This is a genomic window from Microcoleus sp. (assembly GCF_041354475.1).
Taxonomy (GTDB): Bacteria; Cyanobacteriota; Cyanobacteriia; order Cyanobacteriales; family Microcoleaceae; genus Microcoleus.
Window position 1 is genome coordinate 25,841 of record NZ_JBGJZU010000046.1, and the last position, 26,109, is coordinate 51,949.

Annotated in this window: 38 protein-coding genes and 2 pseudogenes; 20 read left to right on the plus strand and 20 right to left on the minus strand. The window is 44.9% G+C overall.

Annotation, left to right across the window (positions count from 1 at the left end):
* Window positions 1-16 precede the first annotated feature (16 nt).
* Complete coding sequence (locus ACBR23_RS17475; RefSeq protein ID WP_341736472.1) at window positions 17-250, minus strand: hypothetical protein; 234 nt, start codon at window positions 248-250, stop codon at window positions 17-19.
* A gap of 179 nt (window positions 251-429) precedes the next feature.
* Between ACBR23_RS17475 and ACBR23_RS17480 the strand changes: the two genes are divergently transcribed.
* On the plus strand, window positions 430-2,586 hold the full coding sequence (locus ACBR23_RS17480) for a flavin-dependent dehydrogenase (protein WP_371120056.1): 2,157 nt from the start codon (window positions 430-432) through the stop codon (window positions 2,584-2,586).
* Between the two features lie 56 nt (window positions 2,587-2,642).
* Here ACBR23_RS17480 and ACBR23_RS17485 read toward each other — a convergent pair whose 3' ends face one another.
* The 3 genes from ACBR23_RS17485 to chlP form a co-directional block, all read right to left on the minus strand.
* Entirely contained in the window at window positions 2,643-3,980 is a 1,338-nt protein-coding gene (locus tag ACBR23_RS17485) for a hypothetical protein (RefSeq protein WP_341736470.1), read from the minus strand.
* 254 nt (window positions 3,981-4,234) lie between these two features.
* Window positions 4,235-4,879: a (2Fe-2S) ferredoxin domain-containing protein gene (locus ACBR23_RS17490; RefSeq protein WP_341736469.1), complete on the minus strand. Its 645-nt coding sequence runs from the start codon at window positions 4,877-4,879 to the stop codon at window positions 4,235-4,237.
* A 687-nt stretch (window positions 4,880-5,566) separates the two neighbouring features.
* The gene (chlP, locus tag ACBR23_RS17495; protein ID WP_341736468.1) at window positions 5,567-6,787 is read right to left on the minus strand and encodes a geranylgeranyl reductase; all 1,221 of its coding nucleotides are present in this window, start codon (window positions 6,785-6,787) and stop codon (window positions 5,567-5,569) included.
* Window positions 6,788-7,265: 478 nt separating this feature from the next.
* On the opposite strand from chlP, the gene ACBR23_RS17500 reads away from it, so the two are divergent.
* Both ACBR23_RS17500 and ACBR23_RS17505 read left to right on the plus strand, forming a co-directional pair.
* Window positions 7,266-7,655 carry a hypothetical protein gene (locus ACBR23_RS17500; RefSeq protein WP_371120057.1) on the plus strand — a complete coding sequence of 130 codons (390 nt, stop codon included), beginning with the start codon at window positions 7,266-7,268 and terminating at the stop codon, window positions 7,653-7,655.
* A 174-nt stretch (window positions 7,656-7,829) separates the two neighbouring features.
* Window positions 7,830-8,291, plus strand: coding sequence for a DUF6575 domain-containing protein (locus ACBR23_RS17505; protein WP_371120058.1), 462 nt, complete (start codon window positions 7,830-7,832; stop codon window positions 8,289-8,291).
* Between the two features lie 43 nt (window positions 8,292-8,334).
* On the opposite strand, the gene ACBR23_RS17510 is transcribed toward ACBR23_RS17505, so the two are convergent.
* Together ACBR23_RS17510 and ACBR23_RS17515 are read right to left on the minus strand one after the other, a co-directional pair.
* Complete coding sequence (locus ACBR23_RS17510) at window positions 8,335-8,787, minus strand: hypothetical protein (protein WP_371120059.1); 453 nt, start codon at window positions 8,785-8,787, stop codon at window positions 8,335-8,337.
* Entirely contained in the window at window positions 8,784-9,260 is a 477-nt protein-coding gene (locus tag ACBR23_RS17515; protein WP_371120060.1) for a hypothetical protein, read from the minus strand. Before ACBR23_RS17515 ends, ACBR23_RS17510 begins: the two co-directional genes overlap by 4 nt.
* Window positions 9,261-9,357: 97 nt before the next feature.
* Between ACBR23_RS17515 and ACBR23_RS17520 the strand changes: the two genes are divergently transcribed.
* Complete coding sequence (locus ACBR23_RS17520) at window positions 9,358-10,350, plus strand: serine protease (RefSeq protein ID WP_371120061.1); 993 nt, start codon at window positions 9,358-9,360, stop codon at window positions 10,348-10,350.
* Window positions 10,351-10,367: 17 nt separating this feature from the next.
* Here the strand turns inward: ACBR23_RS17520 and ACBR23_RS17525 are convergent, their stop codons facing one another.
* Both ACBR23_RS17525 and ACBR23_RS17530 read right to left on the minus strand, forming a co-directional pair.
* Window positions 10,368-10,544, minus strand: coding sequence for a hypothetical protein (locus ACBR23_RS17525; RefSeq protein WP_371120074.1), 177 nt, complete (start codon window positions 10,542-10,544; stop codon window positions 10,368-10,370).
* Window positions 10,518-11,168, minus strand: a pseudogene (locus tag ACBR23_RS17530) (tetratricopeptide repeat protein); the annotation flags it as partial. The gene ACBR23_RS17525 and the pseudogene ACBR23_RS17530, both read right to left, overlap by 27 nt.
* Before the next feature lie 27 nt (window positions 11,169-11,195).
* Between ACBR23_RS17530 and ACBR23_RS17535 the strand changes: the two are divergent.
* Both ACBR23_RS17535 and ACBR23_RS17540 read left to right on the plus strand, forming a co-directional pair.
* On the plus strand, window positions 11,196-11,375 hold the full coding sequence (locus ACBR23_RS17535) for a hypothetical protein (RefSeq protein WP_371114409.1): 180 nt from the start codon (window positions 11,196-11,198) through the stop codon (window positions 11,373-11,375).
* Window positions 11,376-11,600: 225 nt separating this feature from the next.
* Window positions 11,601-11,873 (plus strand): hypothetical protein, encoded by a 273-nt coding sequence (locus tag ACBR23_RS17540; RefSeq protein ID WP_371114410.1) that lies wholly within the window; start codon window positions 11,601-11,603, stop codon window positions 11,871-11,873.
* Between the two features lie 55 nt (window positions 11,874-11,928).
* Here ACBR23_RS17540 and ACBR23_RS17545 read toward each other — a convergent pair whose 3' ends face one another.
* Window positions 11,929-12,057: a hypothetical protein gene (locus tag ACBR23_RS17545; RefSeq protein ID WP_371120062.1), complete on the minus strand. Its 129-nt coding sequence runs from the start codon at window positions 12,055-12,057 to the stop codon at window positions 11,929-11,931.
* Window positions 12,058-12,127: 70 nt separating this feature from the next.
* Between ACBR23_RS17545 and ACBR23_RS17550 the strand changes: the two genes are divergently transcribed.
* From ACBR23_RS17550 to ACBR23_RS17565, 4 genes are all read left to right on the plus strand, one after another.
* Window positions 12,128-12,427, plus strand: a complete 300-nt coding sequence (locus ACBR23_RS17550) for a BrnT family toxin (RefSeq protein WP_371120063.1) — start codon at window positions 12,128-12,130, stop codon at window positions 12,425-12,427.
* On the plus strand, window positions 12,424-12,624 hold the full coding sequence (locus tag ACBR23_RS17555; protein ID WP_096829431.1) for a hypothetical protein: 201 nt from the start codon (window positions 12,424-12,426) through the stop codon (window positions 12,622-12,624). Before ACBR23_RS17550 ends, ACBR23_RS17555 begins: the two co-directional genes overlap by 4 nt.
* A 351-nt stretch (window positions 12,625-12,975) precedes the next feature.
* Window positions 12,976-13,110, plus strand: coding sequence for a hypothetical protein (locus ACBR23_RS17560; protein ID WP_371120064.1), 135 nt, complete (start codon window positions 12,976-12,978; stop codon window positions 13,108-13,110).
* A 20-nt stretch (window positions 13,111-13,130) separates the two neighbouring features.
* Window positions 13,131-13,553, plus strand: a complete 423-nt coding sequence (locus tag ACBR23_RS17565; RefSeq protein WP_371120065.1) for a hypothetical protein — start codon at window positions 13,131-13,133, stop codon at window positions 13,551-13,553.
* Here ACBR23_RS17565 and ACBR23_RS17570 read toward each other — a convergent pair.
* On the minus strand, window positions 13,539-13,682 hold the full coding sequence (locus ACBR23_RS17570; protein ID WP_371120066.1) for a hypothetical protein: 144 nt from the start codon (window positions 13,680-13,682) through the stop codon (window positions 13,539-13,541). The two genes, ACBR23_RS17565 and ACBR23_RS17570, sit on opposite strands and share 15 nt — an antisense overlap.
* Window positions 13,683-13,837: 155 nt before the next feature.
* Between ACBR23_RS17570 and ACBR23_RS17575 the strand changes: the two genes are divergently transcribed.
* The 6 genes from ACBR23_RS17575 to ACBR23_RS17600 all read left to right on the plus strand — a co-directional run bounded on the left by ACBR23_RS17575 (window position 13,838) and on the right by ACBR23_RS17600 (window position 15,311).
* Window positions 13,838-14,056, plus strand: a complete 219-nt coding sequence (locus ACBR23_RS17575; protein WP_371120075.1) for a hypothetical protein — start codon at window positions 13,838-13,840, stop codon at window positions 14,054-14,056.
* A complete protein-coding gene (locus ACBR23_RS17580; protein ID WP_371120067.1) occupies window positions 14,053-14,298 on the plus strand; it encodes a hypothetical protein in 246 nt (81 codons plus the stop codon). The genes ACBR23_RS17575 and ACBR23_RS17580 overlap by 4 nt, the downstream gene beginning before the upstream one ends.
* Before the next feature lie 237 nt (window positions 14,299-14,535).
* Window positions 14,536-14,754, plus strand: coding sequence for a hypothetical protein (locus ACBR23_RS17585; RefSeq protein WP_371114416.1), 219 nt, complete (start codon window positions 14,536-14,538; stop codon window positions 14,752-14,754).
* A complete protein-coding gene (locus ACBR23_RS17590; protein ID WP_371114417.1) occupies window positions 14,747-14,878 on the plus strand; it encodes a hypothetical protein in 132 nt (43 codons plus the stop codon). The genes ACBR23_RS17585 and ACBR23_RS17590 overlap by 8 nt, the downstream gene beginning before the upstream one ends.
* Complete coding sequence (locus ACBR23_RS17595; RefSeq protein WP_371114418.1) at window positions 14,875-15,060, plus strand: hypothetical protein; 186 nt, start codon at window positions 14,875-14,877, stop codon at window positions 15,058-15,060. Before ACBR23_RS17590 ends, ACBR23_RS17595 begins: the two co-directional genes overlap by 4 nt.
* 5 nt (window positions 15,061-15,065) lie before the next feature.
* Window positions 15,066-15,311 (plus strand): hypothetical protein, encoded by a 246-nt coding sequence (locus tag ACBR23_RS17600; RefSeq protein ID WP_371120068.1) that lies wholly within the window; start codon window positions 15,066-15,068, stop codon window positions 15,309-15,311.
* Window positions 15,312-15,375: 64 nt separating this feature from the next.
* Here the strand turns inward: ACBR23_RS17600 and ACBR23_RS17605 are convergent, their stop codons facing one another.
* The 3 genes from ACBR23_RS17605 to ACBR23_RS17615 form a co-directional block, all read right to left on the minus strand.
* Window positions 15,376-15,720: a type II toxin-antitoxin system PemK/MazF family toxin gene (locus ACBR23_RS17605; RefSeq protein WP_371120069.1), complete on the minus strand. Its 345-nt coding sequence runs from the start codon at window positions 15,718-15,720 to the stop codon at window positions 15,376-15,378.
* On the minus strand, window positions 15,707-15,916 hold the full coding sequence (locus tag ACBR23_RS17610) for a toxin-antitoxin system, antitoxin component, Xre family protein (RefSeq protein ID WP_333223953.1): 210 nt from the start codon (window positions 15,914-15,916) through the stop codon (window positions 15,707-15,709). The genes ACBR23_RS17605 and ACBR23_RS17610 overlap by 14 nt, the downstream gene beginning before the upstream one ends.
* Before the next feature lie 100 nt (window positions 15,917-16,016).
* Complete coding sequence (locus tag ACBR23_RS17615; protein ID WP_293178653.1) at window positions 16,017-16,280, minus strand: type II toxin-antitoxin system ParD family antitoxin; 264 nt, start codon at window positions 16,278-16,280, stop codon at window positions 16,017-16,019.
* A gap of 235 nt (window positions 16,281-16,515) precedes the next feature.
* Here ACBR23_RS17615 and ACBR23_RS17620 point away from each other — a divergent pair, with 235 nt between their 5' ends.
* A complete protein-coding gene (locus ACBR23_RS17620) occupies window positions 16,516-16,767 on the plus strand; it encodes a DUF433 domain-containing protein (RefSeq protein ID WP_371114424.1) in 252 nt (83 codons plus the stop codon).
* Complete coding sequence (locus ACBR23_RS17625) at window positions 16,751-17,110, plus strand: DUF5615 family PIN-like protein (protein ID WP_371114425.1); 360 nt, start codon at window positions 16,751-16,753, stop codon at window positions 17,108-17,110. The genes ACBR23_RS17620 and ACBR23_RS17625 overlap by 17 nt, the downstream gene beginning before the upstream one ends.
* A gap of 14 nt (window positions 17,111-17,124) precedes the next feature.
* On the opposite strand, the gene ACBR23_RS17630 is transcribed toward ACBR23_RS17625, so the two are convergent.
* Window positions 17,125-17,253, minus strand: a complete 129-nt coding sequence (locus tag ACBR23_RS17630) for a hypothetical protein (protein ID WP_371114426.1) — start codon at window positions 17,251-17,253, stop codon at window positions 17,125-17,127.
* A gap of 34 nt (window positions 17,254-17,287) precedes the next feature.
* Here ACBR23_RS17630 and ACBR23_RS17635 point away from each other — a divergent pair, with 34 nt between their 5' ends.
* Both ACBR23_RS17635 and ACBR23_RS17640 read left to right on the plus strand, forming a co-directional pair.
* Complete coding sequence (locus ACBR23_RS17635; RefSeq protein WP_371114427.1) at window positions 17,288-17,590, plus strand: PASTA domain-containing protein; 303 nt, start codon at window positions 17,288-17,290, stop codon at window positions 17,588-17,590.
* Window positions 17,587-17,988 carry a hypothetical protein gene (locus tag ACBR23_RS17640; protein ID WP_340524389.1) on the plus strand — a complete coding sequence of 134 codons (402 nt, stop codon included), beginning with the start codon at window positions 17,587-17,589 and terminating at the stop codon, window positions 17,986-17,988. Before ACBR23_RS17635 ends, ACBR23_RS17640 begins: the two co-directional genes overlap by 4 nt.
* 750 nt (window positions 17,989-18,738) lie before the next feature.
* On the opposite strand, the gene cysK is transcribed toward ACBR23_RS17640, so the two are convergent.
* The 6 genes and pseudogenes from cysK to ACBR23_RS17670 form a co-directional block, all read right to left on the minus strand.
* Complete coding sequence (cysK, locus tag ACBR23_RS17645) at window positions 18,739-19,701, minus strand: cysteine synthase A (protein ID WP_371120071.1); 963 nt, start codon at window positions 19,699-19,701, stop codon at window positions 18,739-18,741.
* A 188-nt stretch (window positions 19,702-19,889) separates the two neighbouring features.
* Window positions 19,890-20,330 (minus strand): Rrf2 family transcriptional regulator, encoded by a 441-nt coding sequence (locus ACBR23_RS17650; protein WP_340525700.1) that lies wholly within the window; start codon window positions 20,328-20,330, stop codon window positions 19,890-19,892.
* 342 nt (window positions 20,331-20,672) lie between these two features.
* A complete protein-coding gene (locus tag ACBR23_RS17655; protein WP_371120072.1) occupies window positions 20,673-22,838 on the minus strand; it encodes an iron uptake porin in 2,166 nt (721 codons plus the stop codon).
* 295 nt (window positions 22,839-23,133) lie between these two features.
* Window positions 23,134-24,783: an HD domain-containing phosphohydrolase gene (locus tag ACBR23_RS17660; RefSeq protein ID WP_371114430.1), complete on the minus strand. Its 1,650-nt coding sequence runs from the start codon at window positions 24,781-24,783 to the stop codon at window positions 23,134-23,136.
* Between the two features lie 159 nt (window positions 24,784-24,942).
* The gene (locus tag ACBR23_RS17665) at window positions 24,943-25,224 is read right to left on the minus strand and encodes a 4a-hydroxytetrahydrobiopterin dehydratase (RefSeq protein ID WP_341734911.1); all 282 of its coding nucleotides are present in this window, start codon (window positions 25,222-25,224) and stop codon (window positions 24,943-24,945) included.
* Between the two features lie 613 nt (window positions 25,225-25,837).
* Window positions 25,838-26,109 (minus strand): annotated as a pseudogene (locus ACBR23_RS17670) (photosystem II D2 protein (photosystem q(a) protein)); the annotation flags it as partial.

A 26,109-nucleotide genomic window follows, 5' to 3' on the forward strand; every position in this document is an offset into this window, starting at 1 on the left:
GGTGGATTTATCTGGTTTAAGGCAAATTTTCCCAAGCTTGAGCCACAATATCGCTCAGCCATAGCCTTTGAGGCAAATCGAGGAGATGGTCGTCCGCCAACAACTCAGCCTTTAACTCATCGAGAGACTGAGAGCGCGATCGAGCTATTTTTACCACACCCGCGATCGCCGTTGCCACTAATTCTTCATTCAGCGGCTGCTGTCGCAAAGCAATCATTTCTTGAGGATTCGTAGGAATGGGATAATTCATGAGATTGCATACCGAAGGGAGTAGTTGATTCGATGCCCAGGCCACACCGAGAGCGATCGAAAACCTAAAAATCTGAGAACACTGTAAACTTATTTAAAACTAAATAAGTATTCGGGAGTATAGCGCACTTTGCTCCCTTGTCAACTCCCCCTGCTTTATGAATTTATAGAGATCGGAAAATGCAAGAAATTCTTTATCTAGAAGTCCCGACACCGGATACGGCGGCCGTATGCACTTGGTTGCAACAGGAATTCGATCCCGGCATCGGACAAAAAGTGATTACTCCTGACGGTTTTCGCCTGCTTTGGACCTCAACAGCCACCGCGGCCAAAGACTCCATCCCCCAAATTGCCAATCCAAAATCCACCGTTGCCACCACCAAAACACTCAGCCAAAATCATCAATCCACAGAACTTTCCACCTTTGTGTGGTCAGTTCAACGCACCACTTATTTAAAAGTGTTTCGTTTGGAAGATGCACCCCCTGGGGAAAAAAAATTCCTGGAATCGCTGAATTTGGGCTTGAGAAAAAAGTTTCCCGATCTATACCCAGAACCCCCAGTCATAGACCTCTCCAAACAGTCAATTTTTGAAGCTCTTGCCCCCTATTACCCCCTCACCGTTAAATACTTCCAAAAAATGCCCAAAGGCGAATACGACCTCCAGCGCGTCTACTGGTGGGAGCAGCGCTGGCGGGAAGGCACTCGCAATCCTCAACAGCCAAAACAAGTAGTGTTTTTGAAGGAAGAAGGCTCTTCTACTTCGGTCAGGGTAAAAACAGGGGAGAATGGACAAGAGACAATTCCAGTGCAGGATTCTGAGTCTTCTGTTTATGACTTAATTTATATCGGCGGGGCCTTGGGAGTGATTCACGCCGCCGTCATGGCTAGATTGGGCTACCGGGTACTGTTGGTGGAACGAATGCCTTTTGGGCGGATGAATCGCGAGTGGAATATTTCGCGGGACGAAATTCAAAGTTTAATTGACTTGGGTTTATTTACTGCTGCGGAAGTGGAAACCTTGATTTCCAGAGAATATAAGGATGGCTATAACAAGTTTTTTGATGCTAACAATCCGACCTTTGCTCAAGCACCAGTTTTACATACTCCCAAGGTACTAAATGTAGCTTTAGATGGCGAAAAATTGCTGTATTTAGCAGGAGTTAAATTGACCGAAGCTGGCGGGGAAATCTGGGACGAAACTGAGTTTATCAGAGCCGATGTTGAAGGAGAAAAAGTAGTAGTTCAGGGCTGCCACTTGCCCACAAAGTCCGATCGCACCGCCGAAGGAAGGCTACTGGTGGATGCGATGGGTTCGGCTTCTCCCATAGCTTGGCAATTGAACGAAGGGCGGGCTTTTGACAGTGTTTGTCCCACGGTGGGAGCAGCCATCGATGGAGGATTTGACCAGGCCGTTTGGGATTCCGAATACGGGGATGTGCTCTACACTCACGGGGATATTTCCCGCGGCCGCCAGCTCATTTGGGAGTTGTTTCCCGGTGCTGGCGGAGAACTGACTGTTTATCTGTTTCACTACCACCAAGTCAATCCACAAAATCCAGGTTCTTTGCTGGAATTGTACGAGGATTTTTTTACAATTTTGCCTGAGTATCGTCGCTGCGATCTCGATCGATTGGTGTGGAAAAAACCGACTTTTGGTTATATTCCTGGGCATTTTAGTACCAACAGTAGCGATCGCGCCGTGGCCTTCGATCGACTAATCTCGATCGGCGATGCAGCTTCCCTGCAATCTCCCCTGGTTTTCACTGGTTTCGGCTCTCTGGTTCGCAATCTTTTCCGCTTAACAGACCTATTAGATACAGCTTTAAAACACAATTTATTGAGTGCCAAGCACTTAAACCAAATTCGTGCTTATCAGAGCAATGTGTCAGTGACTTGGCTGTTTTCTAAAGGGATGATGGTTCCCACGGGTCGCAGTTTGCCACCCCAAAGAATTAATTCCATTCTCAATACCTTTTTCGGTATTTTAACCGAAGAAGAACTCACCGTAGCCGAAACTTTTATTAAAGACCGGACGGATTGGTTAACTTTCAATCGTTTGGCCCTGAAAGCTGCTCGAAAAAACCCTTCTCTGCTGCTGTGGATTTTGGATTTTGTCAGTGTCGGGGATATTTGGCGTTGGCTGGGGAGCTACTTCAACTTCACTTTGCTGGCTGTGGCGAGTTGGCTGTTTGGATGGCTCCCCCAATTCGCCCGCAGGATACAGCCTTGGCTGGAACCACGGTATCCCGCTGTTTGGTTGTGGCTGTTGGTTACTAGCTACGATCTCACCTACGGTATGGGAAAAGGGAGAAAGCAAGAAGCCAGAAGCCAGTGAGAGTCCTAACTTTTCCAAGGAGTCGGGACTCTAGGGATTCTCTGTTTTTAGTTAAACTATCGAAAACTGGGTAATTCAATGTCAGCCAGCGATCGACGCTTTTTAGCAGGGCCCAGCGGACTGGTAATCGAAGTCAACCAGTGGGGTTCTGCAACAGCTATAGGTTGGGCTGCGCTCGATCGCACTTCTTGAATGCCAAAGGTTTCCACAGAGTTCAAAATTTTAGCAGCCCGCACCAATTCCGGGCTGCTATATTTGGCAGTACCATTTTCTGTTTCCGTTTGAGCAACCGACTTTGGAGCCTCGACAATGCTTGGGCTGGACTCTGTTGCTGCATCTGGTTGCGAGAAGTTTTCGTTCTCGTGTAACTCAATGCCGGATGCGGAGGCTAATGTGTTGGATTCCTGACTTACCGTAGATTCCGGGCCGATGGGCGCTTCAGAAGTCCCTACCTCTGGCTGGGCTTCCCATGGATCGGACCAAGGTTGAACAGGGGAAGTGTTAAATATGGGTGGCACCGGGACGTTTTGGCTTTTGACGGCGGCGAGTAAGGATTCCAATTGGGCGCTAGCTGTATCCTGTGGATTTTCCACCGGCTCGGTAGGGGCGATCGACTTAGGGTGTGGCATCTCCAAACTTTTTTCTAAAGCTGCTTTGAATTGCAGGGTGTGGCGCTGCTGACGGTGCAAGCGCGATCGCAATTCCTTGCAAACATTTTCTGTAGTTACTAGCTGGTGAAGTTGTTCGTTGTAGCGCATCACTGTCGCAGCAGATTCTCGCTCCACTGTGGCTAGCCTAGTTTGGCTAGTTGCTAATTGGTTAGTTAAGTTTTCGACTAAAATTTCTTGACTTTGCAAAGTTTGATTAGAAACTTCCAATTTAGCAAACAGCCTGGTCAATTGTGCTTGAGTGTTTTGGAGTTCGGCATTCTGCTTTTCGAGCAAGGCTTCGCGATCCTGCAACTTTGTTTGGGACTCTTGGAGGGCTGTTTCTAGCTGGGAGATTCGCCCTAAGAGATCGCGGTTACATTCATGCAGGGCTTGCATCAAGGTGACAGGAGTCGATCCTTTGCCCTTATGTTCGCTATTGGCCAGCAGATTTTTGAGATGATCGGAAATCGGAGGTATATCAGTCAAGGGAACTTCTGTCTGAGATGGCAAATTTTTGGCTTCAGATGTTGTGGGAATTGCATCTACACTGATGGCGTTGGGAAAATCGACTGTTTCCCAGTCTGTTTCTGGCGTGTCTACAACTACAGCCCCAGGATCTTTTGGAGTGGGGTCGATCGGCTCTAAACCCCACACAGCTAAAGAATCTAGCTCTAAGGGTTCGGCATCGGATTGGACAGCAGAATGCGGTTGTTGCTGATTGGCTCGAAGATCAGCTTCTGACATGGCTTTATCCCAATATTCACAGAGTCTCACATCTAGTTTATCAAGGTACGTCGTAGATTCAAGAATCCCCGTACCTTTAAGTGGGGGAGTGTTAACCTTAATAGATTCTCTGGGGAGCATCCCGATTTTGCATAGGCTTTCGCATGACCGCTGTAAATCTCTGGTTATTACTAATAAGTTGTCTGCGGTGATGCTATAGCCCATACGAATATATTTGCAAAACACAGATGCACCTGTTGCGATCTGCGATCGCTCTAATCTTTAACAACTGCAAAATGTTTATCAAGGATGGCTGGAATTTCCGCAGGTTTGATGCGACTGTAGCGAGTTTTGTCTGGCATCACAACTATATTCGGTCCGGCTTTGCACTGTTTGAGACATCCGGTTTTTTGCACAATAACTTCTCCGGCTAAACCGCTACAATTCAAAGCATTTTCCAGAGCTTTACATACTGCACCACTGCCGCGCTTCTGGCAGTCAGATTTTTGACATACTAATATTTTGCCTGAGATTTTTGCCGGAGTTGGCGTGGTTGGAGAGGATGTGGGAGAGTCGATCGCGCGATCGGGTATCAGAATCCCAACAGATGTATGCTTGGTGTCTACCTCTGGCTGCGAGGGATGATGCTTGCTGTCTGAAAGTTTCAGGCTATAAGCTTTGAGCTTAACTTTGCCATTTTTCAAGTTTTGCTGTTTCTGTCCAGCCACTTCAACTCTCAATCCGGGCTTTAAAACCATAGATACAGAAGCCCGCAATTCCTTGCAAAGTTTCACCAGAAATTCTACTCCGCGATCGCTACCAATTCGCAAATACTTTAATTTGTCACCATCTTCAATAATCAGATTCAGTATTTCTCCCTCTAAGCTAAACTCTGAAACTTGCTTGTAAGACGTATACATGATTATTCCTCAATGGTTAACTCTATTCCTAAATTTAGACAACACTAATTTTTTGCATTAAGCATCGTCCCTGAGTGACATCAGACAGAAGTTAAAAGCTAGATTTAGCAAAAAATTAAGAATTGTCCAAAGCCCTTCCTGAAAAACTTCGCTGTCAGCATAGCCGCTTTCTTTCTGCCTTCTGGAGATTTCCGGCTCTTTCAGGAAGCATTTAGGGCAGTTTTCGGACTACGGAATCTGATTGATTCAGTAGCGGATCGGCGCTCTCACCCAGAAGTCGGGACTCTGAGCTGCGTCTTTTTAGAGCATAACGCAAATGCTAATAATTCTCAATAGAATTGGTAAAAAATTTTTCCTAATTTGCAAAATCTGCCAATACCGCTAGACCCCCTTGAAACACTCGCCTATATTAAGTAGAAGAAAGAAGGAAGAAGAACCCCCCCCTGCCCCCCCCAAGGGGGGAATGAAGAAGGAAGAATAGCAAGCCAGTAAGCTTTTGAGCGATTTGGATCTTGCATTTAATTAGGTGGACTTACTTAACGTAACGATCGACTCCTCTTCCTTCGCGCCCTACCCTACGGGAACGGCTTCGCCGAACGCGCCTTCGCGGTTCGTTAATCTTCGCTCTAAAAAAAAGCGAACAGCCTGGTGACTGCCCGCTTTTTTATACAAAGTGAGTTAGATTAGTTAAGGCGCCAAAGCATTACCGCGCAACAAACTACCAATAGTTTTCGCAGTAATCTTCATTTGGATGAAAGGATTTGCCGGCACTACAGTCTTATACAAGTAGCTATCGAATGTGAGTTTCTGCACATCGCGATCGGCACACATTTCCACAAAAGCTTCGCGAGTAGCATCAGAACGGTAGAACACCCGTTGCAAAATGTCAAGCACCTTGTAAGTAATCCCGTAAGCTTTATCCCACCGCTTCAAATAAAGCTTGATTTCCTGTTCCGTAGGAATACGCGCGCCTTTATTGGAAATTTCCACAATAGTTTCAGCGCACATCCGGCCAGACTTCGCAGCAAAATAGATACCTTCACCCGAAGATTTGGTAACATAACCGGCGGCATCGCCGACGAGAGCAACTCGGCCGACAACCCGGCGGGGACGCGGATGTTCGGGGATGGGGTGAGCTTCCACTTTAATAATCTCACCGCCCATGAGTCTTTTGGCAGCGCGGGCGCGAACTCCTGCTTGCAGCTTTTTGATGCTGGCTTGATTGACTTTCATCGTGCCGGTACCGACGGCTACGTGGTCGTATTTGGGGAATACCCAAGCGTAGAAGTCGGTAGAGACGTCATCGCCAACGTACATTTCGGCTAAGTCGTGGTAGTAAGCCATTTTATCTTCCGGCAGGCGGATGCGTTCTTGGAAGGCGATCGCATAATTGTAATCACCAGCATCGATCGCCTTGGCTACGCGGGAGTTAGCACCGTCAGCCCCAATCACCAAATCCACCTTCAGAGTTTTCTGAACTCCCATGGCACTGCCGTTGGAGTGGTCGGCATAGTGGAGTGTGTAGGGGTCTGTATTGTTGGCGGGAATCTCTAATTTATGAACAGTGCCATTAATCAGTTTGGCACCCAAGGAAGCGGCGCGATCGCGCAGGAAGCCATCGAGCACTTCCCGGCGGCACATACCGATGTATTCGTGGGCGTTTTCAATATTGATATCCACCTCAACATTGGAGGGGGAAATCATCTTCATTTTTCTGACTTGACGGTCTATAATGCTTTGCGGCAAGTCAAATTCCTGCACCATGCACAGGGGAATTGCCCCACCACAGGGTTTGGCGTAGTCTAATTTGCGCTCGAATAGGTATGTTTCGATTCCTGCTTTTACGAGTGTTTCGGCGGCGGAAGAACCCGCAGGGCCTGAACCTACTACTGCAACCCTTAGTGTCAAAGTTTTTCTCCCCAGTTTTTTTCTATAGGCATTATTCATGTGTGATGGTATCACGGACTTTCGATGCGGTGGGGTTACGGAGGGTAGATTTAAACGAAATGCAACAGAGCTTAACAGTTCGATACGAAAATCAAGTTTTGGGGGATATATTTGAGGTAATTTATTAAATTTTTCAGTGATTTGGAAGAGGAATGGACTGTGATGTGCGATCGAGCTATTGTCAAAAAGTCGTAGGGGCGGGTTTTACCAACCATCAGCGCCTCAAACTAACAATCTCATAAACCCGCCCCGGCTGAGATGTTGCACCAATAATGTCAATTGGGGATTTTTAGTGGGGTGGGGCGGGTTTATTTTAATTGTTGGTGAGAGTTAGAGATGGTTGGTAAAACCCGCCCCTACTTCACACGAATGGTGGAACTGAGAACCAATGCAATCAGTTACATTTAAATTACTTGCACTTATATCTAAAATTTTTCTTATGCTAGGTAATTTTCAGCAAAGCAACCTGCGGATTGAGCTTGAAGCTTCGGAAACAGCGATTCGGGATAGCTTACTGCGTCCAGCTCAATTGCAGCAGTGGCTGTGGCCGCAACAGTTATCTAAAGGCTTACCAGAAGAATTTACTCAAGGTTTGACATTTACAAGTTGGCTGGGCCCGGTGGCCGTTGAGCACCATGTTGATATTGCTGAGCCGAATTGTCTGCGCCTGTTATTGAGTCAGGGAATTGACGGATTTCACGAGTGGTATTGGGGCGAAGGTTGGGTGCAGTCTCGGTTGGAGGGAGTGTCGCTGCTGCCGCTGAATTTGGGACAAACGGCTAGTTTGTTGCGGCTGCGGGAGTTTTTGGGGAAGGGTAAGGGGAAGTAGGAATTCTACTCAACTAGGCAAAATTACTTATTTATTAGTCCGCGCAGGCGGACTTTGTTTTTGTAGACGCGGTTTCAACCGCCGAGTCATATCAAATCCGGTAGCATCTGAATGATTCAGATCTCTATTCTCTCCCTCTGTGTCCTCTGTGTTCTCTGCGGTTAAATCATTCCGATGCAGCCGGAAACGATATCATCTGTTAACGTGAGCGATCCAGGTATAGCTATGAGCCTGCTTCCAGAGTCTACTCATCTAGGCAAATTGGAAATTATCGAAGTGTACGAATATTACGATGTACCGTGCCTATTTGCTTGCCGAAATGCGTCAGAACAGATATTTCTTGCCGTTTGGGCAAGCCAAACAAAAGAAATGGGAAAATGGCTTTATGTTCCCATGTCTATAGGTCGGTTTAAACGGGTTCGGTCTGGAAGTATTGATCTGCGAGATGCTTTTTTGACTGCTGAGGATGGTTTTGTTTATGAAGTCATCCTCCCCTGCGACGATAGTTTTGATAGGGTAATAGCCGTTTCTTGCCAAGAACTAAATGATGAATCGCTGCCTGTGGCTGGTGAGTTGCTTGATTTTGATAGCGAACCTCTGCCTGCATTGTTGTTGCAAAAGCAAGAAGTGAAATGAGTCGGATCTTATGTGGAATTTACCACTAAAATTTAACTTGAATCTAATTCACCTGAATCAACTCTTTTTCAATTAAATTATCTGAATTTGTACTATCCAATTCCAGATAAAACGACACACTTTCAATCTCCCAACTCACCCAAGCATGGGGAACCAGCATTACTCCTTCTATGAAAAAAGACTCTACTGGTTCGGTGATATCGGGAAACGGGCCATCGACAATCAAAATTGAAGGTTCCACAGCTTTGAAGTGACCGGATTCAGGGGGTTCGGCAACATAATGCCAGAGTTCGCGAACGGATTTTTTGACTCCCTCGAAGACTAAGCAGCATTTGGGGATAAAGATAGTTTCCTGTGGCGAGGAATTCAGCGGATGTCCTGGAATAATGCCGAGATTGCGTGTCGGAATTACCATTTTATCATCAAGGGCGATCGGCGGATCGTAATCGGTGGCGATCGTATAAAGTTGATCGAAATTATTTTGAATAATTGTCATGCTTCCTTCTCCAAAATAGTTGTGCGGATAGTCGGTAGCGGGATATTATAACTGCCATCAGGCCTAGGTATTTGTCGAAAAAATTGTTGGTTGGCAAACCGAGGTTCAAGATTGCCATTTTCTAGGATGACGCGCAGGCGAAGGCGAGTTAAAGTATCTGCATCAGGCAATCTTGCAAAGGGATTGCTTCTGTTAGCGTTGATATAAATTCGTCCACCTGATTTTAATATTATAGCAGCTTGTTCCAGAAAGAAGGCTTGAGGGCCGCTAGCGATAATCTCGCTGACGCTGTTGGGTGGAAAAAATTCTAGGAGTTGAGAAACATCGCCCCGGATACCTTCTTCTGCGCCTATATCATAATTGATAGCGTCGGTCACTTGGGAAGTTAAACCGCCAAATAAGTCGAGGATGATTTCTTCGCACCCGGAGATTTTGTCCTCTACTAATTTGATGGCTTTTTCTAGATTGTTCAACTTTGGCTAAAGGTGATGAGTAGTTGGTGTAGAAGCATTTAATGTAATAATTATATCAGTATATGAAACTGTTAGTATCAGCGAATGAGGTATAATTATGAGCCTATTTTCACACTTTACTGGAAAAATCAAAGATACAGCCTATTCCAGGTTTATGAAATGTAGGGAAACGGCATTGCCGTGTCCTACGAAGTGTAGGGAAACGGCATTGCCGTCTCCTAGGGGATGTAGGGAAACGGCATTGCCGTCTCCTAGGGGATGTAGGGAAACGGCATTGCCGTGTCCCTACGGGCTGTGGCAAATATTAGCAATCTCACTGCTACTAACCGGCATATTGAACGGTTTAGCGCGAGAAACACCCGAACATTTGTCAACCACACCTCCTGCTATCTCCGAACCAATTAACCAGCAAGTTTCAGAAATTGCAAATCTTGTCACTGTCAGAATTTTATCTGATTCTGTCTCCGGTTCCGGCGTAATTATTCAACATCAAGGCCAAACTTATACTGTTTTGACTAACAATCATGTGGTAGCTGATAATAAGGACAAAACTTATCAAGTATTGACAGCCGACGGACGGACGCATATTGCTAAATGGCTGCGTTCAACTCAGTTTGGTAAAGTAGATTTAGCTTTGGTGCAGTTTACCACTTCTCAATCCTATCGAGTTGCGGAAATCGGAAATTCAAATAAGCTATCGGTGGGAGATGGGGTTTATGCTGCGGGTTTTCCGAATTGGCATTGGATTAATTCAGAGTCTATAGAGAAGACTCGGAATTGGGGGCTAAAAGCTTTTAAGTTAACGAGTGGGAAAGTGGGAATGTTGCCGGATCAATCCCTGGAGAGTGGATACCAACTTGGTTACACTAATGATATTGCCGAGGGGATGAGTGGCGGGCCTGTATTGGATATTTCTGGCAAGTTGGTGGGGATTAATGGCAAATCGAAATATCCTTTGGGGGGAATTGATGTGTTTAAGTTGGCGGATGGGAGTGTGCCTTCTCAGGCTGTTTTTCGGCAGATGGAGGCTTTGAGTTGGGCGATTCCGATTGATACTTTTCAGCAGTTGGTGAGTCATCTGAAGGTATGATTATTCTCAGTTGGTTGCTACTGTTCAGATAATTTTTTCACGTAGTAAATAGCATTTTGCTCATCACTTGTCTTTCCTTGTTGCTTATACAAATCAGCGGCTTTTTGGTAATCTTCGATTGCACTTTGTTTGTCGTCAATAGCAGATTTGACACCACCCCGGTTGTAGTAGGCATCAGCATAGTTAGGATTAATATCGATCGCCTTAGAATAATCATTAAAAGCATTCGTTTTTTCCCCTTTGTCATAGTAGACACTACCCCGACTGACGTAGACAGCAGCATAGTTAGGACTAATATCGATCGCCTTAGAATAATCATTAATAGCCTTCATTTTTTCCCCCTGATCACGGTAGATATCACCCCGACCGGCGTAGGCATTAGCGTTGGGATTCAGCTCTATCGCCTTAGAATAGTCATTCAAAGCCTTCATTTTTTCGCCCAGTTGTTGATGGTAGATTACACCCCGATAGTAGTAGGCATTGGAATAATTGGGATTCAGGTTAATCGCCTTAGAATAATCATTAATAGCCTTCGTATTGTCTCCATGCTTATAGTAGACACTAGCCCGACCGTAGTAGGCAGTAGCATAGTTTGGATTCAGGTCAATCGCCTTAGAATAATCATTAATAGCCTTCGTTTTTTCCCCCTGGTCACGGTATACAAATCCCCGATTGTAGTAAGCAGAAGCATAGTTGGGATTCAGCTCGATCGCCTTAGAATAATCATTCAAAGCTTTAGTGTATTCCCCCTGGTCATAGTAAACATCACCCCGATTGTTATAGGTAGTAGCATAGTTTGAGTCAATGTCGATAGCCTTAGAATAATCATTTCATAGGTAAAAAATATGACCAAAGAACAATATGACCGAATTCTGCACACTGCCGGGTTCTTGCTCGCATTAGTTGTTGCTATTCCGGTAGTTTATAATTTTGAAAAACAAAGATTTTTTTGGGTGACAGATGTATCAGAGAGGCAGATGCAGCAACAGCAAAATATTCGATCTAACCCGAATGCTAAGCTATAGGATACCAGTTTTAGAGGATCGGGAAGCCGATCGCCCATAATTCATCAAAAGTGCGATCGCCCTTCCTACATCTGCGTTAATCTGCGTCCATCTGCGGTAAAAAAAGAGCGATCGCCCTTTCTAATAATTCAGAAGGGCGATCGCCCGTTTTATAATCAGAAGAGCGATCGCCCTTTTCATCTGCTACAATCTCAAGTAGTATCTGATTTACAAACAGCGATCGACATGAGCGATGAAGAACTGAAGCAACTAATAGAAAGCAACGCTAGGGCAACTCAAGCTATGTTAGATAACATGGCAGAATCAAGACTCGAACGACAGGAACTTCGAGAAGGAATGGTACAACTACAAAATGCTGTCGTGCAATTGATTAACATTCAGTCAGGAATTGCTAACTTACTTACTTCTCTAGATGAAGATCGTCCAACTGTTCTGAGAAAGCTAACCACAATTGAAAACAAACTGGATCGACTTTTAGAGCAAGAAAATGCTCAGTAAGTAAAAGAGCGAGATCCGTTACCCAACAACATCGATCGCCCTTCTTGCATCTGCGTTAATCTGCGTCCATCTGCGGTAAAAAAAGAGCGATCGCCCTTTCTAACAATTCAGAAGGGCGATCGCCCGTTTTATAATCAGAAGAGCGATCGCCCTTTGTTTTTGAATAGCGATCGCCCTTTTTCAACTATCCGAATTGCATCAACTCATAAGTCAGGCTATAATTTGCTTATACATTAATTTCACGATCGATACCCTTGGATTATAACTTTGATTGGAATATAGCCAAAGAAAAGCAAAATATTCGCAAGCATCAATTAAGTTTTCGTTTGGCTTCAACTATTTTCCGCGATTCTTATCAATTAACAATCTATGATGAAGAACACAGTCAAGATGAAGACAGATGGATTACCATAGGTTTAGATGAAACAGGCATTGTCAGGCTTGTTGTTCATACCTTTGAACAAACTGATAGCTCCTCCTGCATCATTCGGATTATTTCCGCTCGGAAAGCTACTTTCACTGAAACACAAACTTATCAAGAGAGAAAATTATGAAATCAGAGTATGATTTTTCTGCGTCAGAACAAGGCAAGTTTTACCATCCTGATGCTACGTTTCATTATCCGATTTATCTCGAAGCTGATGTCGAGCAGTTTGTGACTAAAATTGCTGAACATAAAAATATTGATGTTCAAGTTTTGGTCAATGAATGGCTGAGGAATAACATTAAATTAATTCAAAGTATTGAGTAGGTTAGAAACTCGGTTGCTTTGAGAAACTATGAACTTTCAAGAAATAAAGATCGATCGCCCTTTCTCTCTCAGATTCAGAAAGGATCTCGCCCATAATTCATCAATCATGGCGATCGCTCTACCAATGCTCATACACCCCCATCCAAAACCCAACTTCCCTGAACTATGTCATCAGGTAACATCCTAGCTGTCACAGATGTTCTCAATTTCCTTGTCAGTGGAATCGATAAAATCACCCTTGAAACAGAACTTACTACTTCGGGTTAGATATCCACTCCAGCTAGAGGAGGCTCAAAAAGCGGTGCGGGTACAATTTGGACAAGCCCAAACACTCAATATAGTGTCAGAATTATGACTCAACCTGATGGTTTATCCTATGCTCGTGTTTACAATGGCCCAGGAGGCGGCGCACCCGCAGAACAACCCCTAAACGCATCAGGAAAACCCGGAAGTCGTGGAGACACCCACTTTATTCTGCTCCCTTAAACCTATTTATTCGTCAGATTATGAACTTTGAAGAAATTTGGCAACAATACGATTTTACCGAATCAGAATTGCTATCGATGGGGTGGCAATTTCCCTATGATTATGTCCTCAATCTCAACTACTATTGGCAACTAAATCCCACTAATTCTACTTCTGAAGTTGCTACCAATGACCAATTTTTAAACATTATTCTCAAAACCTGCATTCGACTTGACGTACAACTCAACCCAAATCCTAATGAGTTAAATCAAAAGCCTGCGAACCTCGGTACAATTGTCGGCTGGGGGCAAATTGCTCCCTCTCCTTGGTTAGAAAATCTATCTCTTTCTTCCCATGAGTGGCTGCATTTGTTATTTGAGATTGGGGGAAACAACAAAATTGAAGCTGTTTGTCGATCGCTAGTTGTCGAACAATTGGTCAGACAACCCTTAGCGCTCAGTTAATAAGTACCGAAAAGAGCGATCTCCCTCGATTTGAAATGCAGTCGCGATCGCCATTTTCTGGAGTTCATCAAAAGGGCGATCGCTTCTACTTGTAGGATGGAATAACCGCTTCCATCTCCCAATTTTCATGACCAACCCCATCCAGCAAGAAGCCCGCCAAATTCAAGGGCACTCTCACCTTTACCCCCTTCGATCGGTGCCATCCCCTCAGCCACGACTTCGACACAATTCCTGCTAGAGTAGGTTTATACGCCTTTCGACATCGCATTCAAGGATTACTCTACATCGGCAAAGCCAAAAACAAAAACCTCCGCGATCGACTCCGAGGTGGTCACAAAGCCTTTCTCTGGGGCTGGCTCGATCGCTACGATCCTGATGATGTGAGGATCGCCTTCGTTACCCTCAACCAATGGCAAAAACCAGGGTTATTATATGAATTAGAAACCCTCATCCTGCAAGCTACAAATCCTCCCTACAACGTTAAAATTCCCAGAGAACAATGAATCATACCCTCAACATCCAACACTTGCCACCATCCGCTATTCATTCGCTGATGACCCATTTGCCGGACTATGTGAAAGTCGCCCTGATAGAAAAAGCTACGCAACTAGAATGCTCTCTCGAAGCTGCGATCGAAATGGCGATTGCGAGTTTTTTAGACTCAGAAGCTTTCAGCTTTGAAGATTGCCTATTATCGCAACGTCTTCAGGAATCAAAATTGGTAGAATTCTCCAAAAGCAAATAGGGTCGGATCGCCCATAATTCACCAAACGAGCGATCGCCCTTCTTGCATCCGCGTTAATCCGCGTCCATCTGCGGTTAAAAAAGAACGATCGCCCTTTCTAATAATTCAGAAGGGCGATCGCTCTTATTTTTGCATTCAACTAACAAAAAACAGAAATACGCAAAATCCAACCTATATTAGTCATTTCTGGTACGCTATTAGTCTAAAATCTATAGCGTACATCTCACACAAGTAGACATGGCAAAACTGCCCATCGAAATTGCCGAAACCATCGATCGCTTAAAACGGCAATTATTGGATATTATCGATGATGCTACAAAAGCTGAATACACTCTCTTTGAGCAATTTGGAGAAACCGACAGAACAATTGACTATTTAGATCAGCTAAAAAATGTAGCACAGCAAGCAGATGAGCGGTTTTCCCAATTTTCACGCTTTGCAACGACGCTTGGCTAATGCACAACCCACAGCAAGTTCTGATATGCTAAGCTTGATGACAGAAGTAATTACTTATACCCAAGCCAGACTTCCAGCATGGGAACGCAGCATTGAAGAAATTAAGATTGAGTGGAGATTATGATGAACGAACCAGGATATATGCCACCTCCAGATGTCGATTTACGACTCCTTGCAAACTTACGTCGCAGTCGTTTGGAAATGGAAGAACTAGGTTGTAAATTAGAAGAAGTTATTGCCAAATTAGACGAAGAGCATCGACAAGTTAAACAAAAACGGTTACAAATACATCTCAACAGTCAGTAGTTATCATGTCATCCCCAGAACTAAACCTAGCCGATAACTGGGAATTCACAGAATTATGGGTAGATCCGACAGCCTCACCACCTTACGTCCTAATTTTACTCGGTGACAGTTCAGGTAATAGCTGTGTCTACGATCCTGCTCAAAATTATCAGATTGTATTTTCCAGTTCAGATTATCAAGAAGCTAAACTCTGGCTGTTAGAAGATGAATACGAACGAGTAGAACGTCGGTTACAATTGGAAGCAGCATGACCCCTATTCTTCAGAAAATGGGGAAGATCGATCGCCCTTTCTAATAATCCAGAAAGGCGATCGCTCAACAATTACCTATAATTCCAATCAATCCCTCTTTCAGAGACTGGATATCTACATCTTGAAGCCTTCCCAATTTTTTGAGGATCAGTTGTTTCTCAACTGTCGTAATAACAGGCTTAATCAGAGAAGCTTTTAAAAGCCCAGCCGATCGCCAATCTGCGATGATGATATCACCAACTTTCGGGCTACTGCCAACTTGACTCGTTATAGCCATAAGAATGCGATCGGGATATTCTGCATTATAAACGTCAGAACTAATCACAACTGCTGGACGTTTTTTATTTGTAGTTTGATCGGTAAAAGGAAACGGAACTAAAACCACATCACCAAAATTATAACTCGTCATACTCCGCGTCCTCTGGGTTATCCCAAATTTTAGCAAAAGCTGCTTCTGAGAGTTTAGTCGCAGTATAAACGAGAAGACGATCTTCACTTCTGGTTAATAGAAAGTCGATAAAATCTTCTAATACCGTGATTTTATCTGGCGGTAAACTACGGATTTTTTCCATCAGCTTTGTTTCAGGGTTTTGGGCGATACTCATATTATTTTTCACTTTTTTAATGACTACATAGCACTTACTTTAACGTAAGTTGCTAATTCAATTAAATCACCGATAACTTGCGGACGTTTTTGGAGCGAGGTCATTTTTCTCCCTGCAACCCCTGATTCTGGGAAATACGCGATCGCACAGCTTGACGAATCTCCATCCAATTTTCCTCAGTCATCGCGGTTGGATTTCCTGATTCCAAACCTTCTAATAACATCGCTTCCAAACGTTCTGAAGCTTTGCGTTTTTGGTCTTGGCGAATTAACTCGCGGAAATACTCGCTAGCTGTACTATAACCACCTTGAGCTACCTGTGCTTCTATATAAGTTCGCATTGAGTCAGGTAGAGAAATATTCATGCTTGTCACGGGTATTACTTACCTCAGTTAACTCGTTATCTTAATTATGGCAGATTTTGCCATTTTTTGTCAAGTCTCACACAACCTGTAATTTTGTAATCAGAAATTGGGAAGAGCGATCGCCCTTTCTCAGCCCGATTCAGAAAGGATCTCGCTTCGGCTAAATTTATGATATAATTACTCATCAGTTACAGCTAGACTTGCCCACTTCTTTTGATATAAAGGAGTAAAGCCCGTGAAAATAGAAGAATTATTGCAAAGAAAAGGAATTATTCACCGCGACCCAGAAATTATGAGCGGTGTCCCCATATTTGTCGATACCCGCGTCCCATTAAAGACTTTTTTCGACTACCTGGAAGGTGAAAGCGGTTTCGCAGAATTTATCAATGATTTTCCTTACCTAGAAAGTCAGGCAATTAAAGTGCTAGAAAATCTAACTAAGATGATGCTATCGCTAGAAAGTGATTCCAATGCTTATATTGCTTGATGAAAATCTCTTGAGTCAAAAACTGAAGCAGCCTTTCTTAGACGAGGGTCATTCCGTCAGCAATGTTTATGACATGGGGTGGAGAGGGCTAAAAGACAGGGAAATTCTGGATCGATCGGAGAATCATCCTTTTGATGTTTTTATCACCGCTGATAAAAATCTTCCCTATCAACAAAATCTAGCAAGTCGTGCTATTACAATTTTGGTGTTAGATTCTAGCAGTACGAGACCCGACCATCTTGTACCTTTAATGAGACAAGTTAGCACTATGATATCGTCGCTGCCAGCAGGTTCCGCAGTTCGGATTAATGATGCTGGGGATGTGGTTTCTATTAATCCTTGAACGATCGCTCTTTCTCAAGATAATTCAAACGAGCGAGATCCCTTCCTACATCCGCGTTCATCAGCGTCCATCTGCGGTAAAAAAAGAGCGATCGCCCTTTCTAATAATTCAGAAGGGCGATCGCCCGTTTTATAATCAATCATGGCGATCGCTCAAAATCTTTCCCATTCACAACCAATGAATCCAGCCGCACAACAACTTCCCGATTTGACAGGACAAACCTTATCAGAAGCGATCGCCATACTGGAGAGTTACGGCTTCCTATTTCAAACCAGCACAAAAGGTGGCTATCAAAGCTTTGAACACCCAGATGGCAGTATAATTAATATTAGACCAAATGGTGAAATAGTCCGTACAGGGCCAAAAATACGCGCGACGGATGGCAAAATTTACCGTCGTAGATACAATCGAGATGGAACTCAAATAAAATTTGAACCAGGGGCTAAGACACATAATACCGGAGAAAAAGTGATTCTATGACAACCGCGATCGCACTCAACCTCAAAACCTTTTTAGAAGACTTAAAAAGTGCCGATTTAGTAGGGGTTTCACTTCGCCCTCAAAATCTTGGCTTGCGTTTAGACTTCACCTTTGGCCCCGAAGTCGGAGATGTTGCGATCGAGTTCGATCGCATTCTTCACCTAGTGATTTCTCGCCCCATCAATTCCGATGATGAAAATTACTGTTTTTGGGTAGGAGAAGTCAAACTCAGAAAACTTGAAGAAAATGCCGAAACTTTCTTATCTTCCCTGTCCTATCCTTTCAATTTCCCGGCTAATTTAGATTTATCTTCTTTGAGTCATTTTCGGTTAGAAGGGGATATTTTTATTGAAATAATTTGCGAATATTATAAAATTTTTCAGGAAGTTAAAAATTAATTCATAAGGATTAGATGAAACAGGCATTGTCAGGCTTGTTGTTCATACTTTTGAACAAACTGATAGCTCCTCCTGCATCATTCGGATTATTTCCGCTCGGAAAGCTACTTTCACTGAAACACAATCTTATCAAGATAGAAAATTATGAAATCTGAGTATGATTTTTCTGCGTCAGAACAAGGCAAGTTTTACCATCCTGATGCTACGTTTCATTTGGACGTTTTTTATTTGTAGTTTGAGCCGATTGATATAGCAATCGCCCTAATGGTTAAGGCGACTGCTATAGTTGGCAAGCAGGAAGCCTATAGTATGCCCTGCGGGAGCATCCCGACTTTGCATAGGCGAAGCATGACCGCAGACAATTTATTAGTGATAACCAGAGATTTACAGCGGTCATGCTAGAGCATCATACGAATATATTTGCACTCCTTGAGATGCACTCATCCCTGCTCTTGGTTGTGGCGATTCTAAGGCGCGATCGGATCAAGCGGTTGTTTGTTGGTATCTAGAACGAACACAAAGTTAGACATAAAAGTCCTCTGATTACTCAGGTTATGTTTTCCTCGTCAATGTTAGCGAGGCTTGTCGTGCCGGAGACACTTCCTTAGCTAAATAAAGATGTTTAATCTCCGGCGACAGTAGCTCCAGGCTCCAAAGCACCCGTAGGTGTCGTGACCCTGCTAACGTAGCCTAGTTAAAGGCTTAGACTGGCTACTTTGTCCACTTTTGTCCAGTGATTAGCGGATAGCTCTAGTTGACAGCCACCGCCAGATTAAGTTCTGGATCTTGAAACAAAGGAGTGCTCAGATAGCGTTCGCCAAAGCTAGGCTGAATCATCACGATCAATTTGCCTGCATTTTCAGGACGCTTGCCAATTTTCAAGGCCGCACACAAGGCTGCACCGCTAGAAATACCAGACAACAGTCCTTCTTCTCTGGCTAAGCGACGCCCGTAGGCGATCGCCTCGTCATCGCTGACAACTACAATCTCGTCGATCGTATCCACATTCAAGACCGGTGGCACAAAACCAGCACCGATACCTTGAATTTTGTGAGGTCCAGGCTTACCACCGGAAAGTACCTGACTGTTAGCCGGCTCAACGGCGATCGTCTTAAATTCAGGTTTTCGGGACTTAATCACCTCCGAAATACCTGTAATCGTACCGCCGGTGCCCACCCCAGAAATCAAGAAATCCACCTCGCCATCAGTATCTTCCCAAACTTCCTCCGCTGTGGTTTCCCGGTGAATCTGGGGGTTAGCGGGATTCCGAAACTGCTGCAACATATAAGCATTCGGTGTTTTGTCCACAATGTCTTGAGCGCGACGGATGCAGCCACTCATGCCCTCAATTCCTGGAGTCAATTCTAATTGGGCCCCGTAAGCTCGTAACATCGATCGACGTTCCGAGCTCATCGTATCAGGCATTGTCAAAATCAACTTATAACCCTTAGCCGCCGCCACCATGGCCAAAGCAATGCCAGTATTGCCAGAAGTCGGTTCCACTAACACCGTTGTCCCTGGAGTAATCAGCCCTTCTGCTTCGGCTGCATTCACCATATTCACGCCAATACGGTCCTTGACAGAGGCAGCAGGATTCATGCCTTCGAGTTTGACCACAATCCGAGCTAAGCACCCTTCGGCTTGGGGAATGCGGTTGAGTTGCACCAAAGGTGTGCGGCCGACCAATTCTGTAATGTCACGAGCAATACGCATAATCTTTGTCAGTTTGTGGTTAATGGTAAATTCTGAGGTAAACCCACCTAAAAAAACATAATACCCAGAGTCTAGACTTGTTTAATAAGTTGGGACTCTAACACCAGAGCATTTTACCTTTAATTAGAGCTACCTACTTAACTTATAATTATTGTTAATCCCTATTAACTTTTATCAACTATTAGTAATTAGATGTAGTACATGATATTGAGCTGTCGTCTGCCATTGCGTTTTTCGCACAGGTCTTGCAGGGTATATTTTTGTAAAACGGAGTTAGCAATGGAGCGAGCTTCTTGCCAAACTTCCCAAATTACGGCACTTTCTACGGTTTGAGCAGGGGAGTCTTTTTCCGATCGCTCAAAATCCGAACCTTCGAGGCAGTTGACAATTTCTAGGAGGGTAATTTTCCAGGGTTCCCTTGCCAAAATATAACCTCCCTTAGCGCCTCGCTGGCTGCGGATTAAACCACAGCGTCTCATCGTAGCGAGTAACTGTTCTAAATATCGATCGGGGATATTTTGCTGAGTCGCTATCTGGCGAATTTGCAGCGGTTCACCTTCCTCGTAGCAATCGGCCAACTCCAGCAAAGCCAAGATCGCATATTCGCTTTTACAGGATAGTTCCACCATAATTTCACTTTAAAATACCATAATTTGCAACTCCGAAGTCATATCAATTCCGGTTGTATCGGAATGATTTAACCGCGAAGGCGCGAAGGACGCGAAGGAAGAGAAGAGAGAGTTTAATACAGGACGATGAAGAGAGGATTTGGTATCAGAAGCGATCGCAAGTATTGATTTTGAGTTCAAAATTCTAACTTCCCACTATTGATTATACTCCGGTTCTCCACTAGAGTTTATTGACTTCCTGATTCCTCCCAACAAGAAGCCCTGCCACAGGCAGGGCTAACTTAAAATTTGAGACCTCTGGGGCGAAAGAGCATCACCCATCCAGCCTTCTAGAAGCTGTTCCTAGAAAGTGAAAGTAGTTCTGAGAGTACCAATGATGATGTCATCATTACCCTTATCTTGATTAGGGTTAGTAATCCAAACTACCCCAGGAGTCACAGAAATATTATCTGTAAGCTGGTACTTGTAGAAGCCTTCAATGTGCCACGAAGTATCATTTCTGAAGTTCCGCAAACTAGATGCAGCCTCAAGTTTATCCAAATAAGGCTCGCGACCAAGCACAAAGCCCAGCAAGTTGCCTTCTTTCCCTAAATCGGGGAAAGCCAAAGTGACAGCGTAGTTCCAAATTTTCGCATCACCGATACCGAGAATGCGAGCATTAGTTAAACCACCCCAGCCCCCAACGATAAACCTGGGGCTGAGTCGGAACGAAGCCTGAGCGCCGTAGGAGTTGCTGACAACTTTGCGACTGCGGAAGCCTGTAAAACCGTCACTCAAGCCGTTCAGGGAGTTAGCCACACCGGTGCCGGTGAAACCGCCGAGATTACCGGAGCCATTGCTCAAACCATTGTCAAACCCAAAGTTACCTCTGCTAAAGTAACCGTGGTTATAGTTGAGAGCAACTTGCAAATTGCGTCCGGGGGTAAAAGTCAACTGCCCCATGGCTGCGTAGTCGCCGTTGAACAAACCCGCACCTTTGCTAGGATTGGCGGCATTGGATGCCAAGTAGCCGAAAGAAAGAGAAGTCGGGCCGAACACGCCACCGAGCAATCCCCGGCCGCCGAAGGCATAATCAAAGCCGATACCGGCACCGCCACCGAGGCGATAAATCGGGTTCCGTTGTCCAAAGGCGCTTAATGCCCCGTTACCACCGTCAAAGTCTTCAAAGTATGGGTTGACAGTGGGCATGATGTCGTCCCAAACGCCTGCGTTGGCTGAGAGGGTAACGTTCAAACGATCGCCGACGGGAAACTTGTACAGCAAGCTGTCGAGGGCAAAAACGTTGCTGGTTCCGCCGACTACGTTCCAAGTTTGAGTCCCTTCGCTGGTAGCCCCAAAGTTAAAGTTTCGACCGTTGCCGACTTGCAGCCTGGTCAGCAACAAGTCTCTGCCAGTGAAGCTCGTGTTTAAATTGAGACGTACCCGTTGTTGGAATACAGCTTCGTTGTTGTTGCTGCCGATTCTTTTGCGGTCTCTGCCAAAAAAGCCTGCACTACCACCAAAGTCGTCGCTGAGGGCGAAGATTGCTTCCCCAGTCAGTTTGGTAGTGGTGGAGAATTGGTTGGCTTCGAGTTCGGATGTCCGAGCTTCCAAGGCATCTACTCGGCCGCGCAGGGTTGCTAGTTCCGCTGCAAATTCTTCTTGGAGCCGTTGGAGGGCTGCCAAGTCTTGTTTGGTTGCTAAGTTGGTCGTACCTGCTCGGATTAGTTCGTTAACTTTATCTAAGCAAGCGTTTAAACCGGCGGCAAATTCGTAGCGGGTCATGGCCCGGTTGCCACGGAAAGTGCCATCAGGGTAGCCGGCGATACAGCCGTAGCGCTCGACTAGGGATTGGAGTGCTTGGAATGCCCAGTCTGTGGGGCGCACGTCGGAAAGCTGAGAGACTGAGGTCACTTGACCTTGAGTTTCAGATTCTGCTGCACCTTCGGTGCTGTATTGGCTGAGCTGTTCTAGTGTAGCGTTGGGGTTTGAAGTTGCTGGTGCTGCGGTTTGAGCTACAGCTTCAGCGGGTTTTGGCAAACTGGGTTGTGCCGACTCTACCACTGAGGGAATGGTTGTTTTTGGTTGAGTGGCGCTGATTTGTTCTGGTTGAGCTGCTTCTACAGCCGAAGTTGCTAGTTGCTCAACAACTGTGGGTTCAACTGCTGCTAAAGATGCACTTACCGCTTCTGATGCTGCTTTGGGGTTTGCGGTTTCTGTGGCTGTGTTGGCTGCGATCGCATTGTCAGTAGCAGCCTGAGCATCAGTGGCTACCTTTGGGGACTCAATTTCGTCGCCAGGAACTTGGGAAATTGCTTCAATTGTCTCAATAGCTGTTCCTTGAGGAACGGCGGCTAAAGCATTGAGCTTGGCTTCGGAGATTTCAGCGATGGCAGTTTTTGCAGTTTGAGCCACAGTTGCGTCAGCAGCGGGTTGAGCGTCTGCTGCGATCGCGCTCGAAGAAACTACTAGGGTAGCTCCTAAGACTGCTGGACTGATCAGTAGATAACTCCACAAAAATTTCGACATATTTACTCTCCTCCTCACACCGATTACAAAGAATCTTGGAATCTTGTCTAGTGTTCTATGTGGTCAGTAGTTGCCCCCATAGCATACTTTAAAACGAGACCAAAATTTTGATTTTTTCTGTTAATTTTTTTCGGAATGACCGAAAACGATTTGGTATGTTTGCGCCTGATTCATGCCTTCGCAGACTCAGGACTGGTGCAATCTCCAATCTCAAATCTCAGATTTCAAATCCGATTAACTGTTGAGCAAGCAACAGCTAGTATATTTACTTTTTAGCACTCCTTGGCACTATCGTCTAGAGTGATTCGACGCGATCGACATCCAAATTGTGTCCGAGGACGCTGAATACTTGTCGGTGCTCGAACAGTTGTAACAAATCGCTATTGATTTTATTGTGAGTTGCTTCTTGTCGCAAAATTTTGAGGGCTGCTTCTGTACGTAGCGCCCGCTTGTAGGGGCGATCCCCGGCTGTCAGGGCATCGTAAATATCGGCGATCGTCATCAGTTGAGCTTGAATTGGAATTTCCGACTGTTTGAGACCTAGAGGATACCCTGTACCGTCGAGTTTTTCATGATGTCCGTAGGCAATTTCGGGAACATTTTTTAAATCTTTTGTCCAAGGAATTTGTTTCAGAAACTCATAGGTGTGAGTTACGTGAGATTCTATGGCTGCTCGTTCTACCACCGTCAGGTTGCCCCTGGACACCATCAATTGTAAGATTTCATCTTGGTCTAGCAGGGGTTTAATTTCACCGTCTATATCTCTGTAAGTTTGTCGAGCAAGTTCTCGCAGTTGAGCTAGAGGTTCGGCGGCCAGAATGTGAGGCTCGTTAGCTTCTAGCAGCACTTCCCAGTATTCTGCCAATCTAGTTTTTGCCTCTGCTAGCTTCGTATCTAGCTGTTCTATTTCTTGGCATTGAAGACATCCTGGTTCTTCACTAGGATGTTTGCGGTAGGCTGAATGGGATAGTAAGTATTTATACTTGGATTGCACGCATTCCATTTCCATGGTCCGCTGAGCTAAGGCAAAACGGTGGCGAATGATTTCTAGCTGTGAGGGGTAAAGCTTTTTCTGCTTGGTTAAAACTGCTTCTGGAACTCCGATTTTGCCAAAGTCGTGCAGCAGGGCTGCGTAGCGAATTTCTTGAATTTGGCGATGGTTAAAGTAAATAGGACGCAGCCATCCTCTGCTAGTGCTGTTTACTTCTTCTGAAAGGCGCACCGTCAGGGCTGCTACTCGCTCTGAGTGGCCGTAGGTACAGGGGTCTCTGGCTTCTATTACTTGCACCGAGGCCTTGACGAAACCCTCAAACAAGTGTTCTATGCTTTCTTGTAGTTGGTTGCGCTCGATCGAGATGGCTGCTTGAGAAGCGAGCGATCGAACTATCCTTTCTTCCCACTCCGAATAACGCTGGGTCGATTCCCAGGCATTTTCGGCTGTCAGTACCGTCTCTGCTTTGGTTTTGCGGTTGATCAGTTGCAGTACACCTATAGTCTCCCCCTGTCGGTTTTGCATCGGCAGCACCATCACAGAGCAAGTACGATAGTTAATATCCCTGTCAAAACTCGTATCTAGCTGATAGGGCACACCCGCCGGCAAGTCATAGGCATCAGACAGGTTCAAACTTTCGCCTGTAATTGCCACGTAGCCCGCCAAGCTTTTGTCTGTTAGTGGGAGCGCAAACTCCTTAAACGACAGTCTCGGTTTAGAAGCGTTTTGAGCTACCTTGAACAGCAATTTAGATGTTTCATCACTGTGATCTACTAAGTAAACGCTGCCCGCATCACTGTAGGTAATTTCCCTACTTTTGGATAAAATTAAGTTTAATAAACCCCCTAAATCTTGGGCACTCGAAAGAGCTGCACCAATATCCAAAAGTTGTTCTATCAGCTCAGTTCTTTCAGCAGATTCGTTCAATAACTCTGGCTTTTCAAATACGATCATGGTCGGAGGATGGCGAATAGCCTTGAATACATGGGACTTTTTGCATCTCGACTTTCTCACCTCTGATTCTAGCCCAGAGTCGATGTTTTATTGGTGAAATTTCGGCTTTTGAGACCATCACTAGATGCTGTGGCTCCTTTGTGGTGAGCGGTAAAGCTTTTATTTTAGTGAAGAAATCTCTTTAGCTAGTGCAAAGTCTTTCTCAGTTAAGCCTCCTGCATCGTGAGTTGTCAAGTTAACTGTGACTTTATTATAGGAAATTTCTATATCTGGATGATGTGCTGCGGCTTCTGAGGGTGCGACCAACTTATTCACAAAATCGATCGCTGCTATAAAATCTTGAAATTTCCGGGTACAACGGAGTTTATCACCTTCAACTGTCCAACCTGACAATTGACTGGCGCGGGCTTGAATTTCAGTATCTTTCAGTAGTGAATTCATTTTTTTTACCTTGGGATGCTGCTCGCCTGTGGAAAATTTTACCAAAAGCTATCCGCTCTCACCAGTAGTATTTAAGCCCAAGTTTTGACACTTAAACTTTAACACTATTTGGGGTGAGAGCGGTCTAGCGGGTCTTCAGATTAGAACCTGACTGCCGGGAGATTCCCTAACTAAGCCTGGTTCCCGATGGAAGTCGCTTCCTGGGGGGAACGACGGCTGACTGCTAGTGAGCGGCCCCGGCGCACAGCCGGTAGTTTCCAATCTGATGACCCATGCGTTTACTACTTTCTATCATGGGCATCACCTCCAAGTTTAGCTAAATTGCTTACTATGTGAACGCACCTCATCTTAATCTGAGATTAAGTATGAGGATTTGTGTGCTACCCATTGGTAGCAATACTAGAAGAACCTGCGTTCTGAGTGTCATTCCGGTATGCACAATTAATACGATAACACAACGAATCAGAAGTGAACCGATTCAGTGAAAAATTTTGCAGCTAAGGGCAATATTTTCGATCGTACTTTAATTCCTTCACACAAAAAGCTCCTGCCAGCAGACAGGAGCTTTTGCAGCTTGTTAAAATAGCTGATTTGTTTCTAGCTGTTGCGATGCTTACAGAGCATTACCACGAGGCAGAACTTCTTCTGGGAAGATGAAGTTTTCGTGTGGTTGGTCAGTTGGAGCCATCCAAGCACGAATACCTTCGTTCAACAGAATATTCTTAGTGTAGAACGTTTCAAACTCAGGATCTTCTGCAGCACGAAGTTCTTGGGATACAAAGTCATAGGCCCGCAGGTTTAATGCTAAACCGACGATACCCAAAGAGCTCATCCACAAGCCTGTGACAGGTACGAACAACATGAAGAAGTGTAACCAACGTTTGT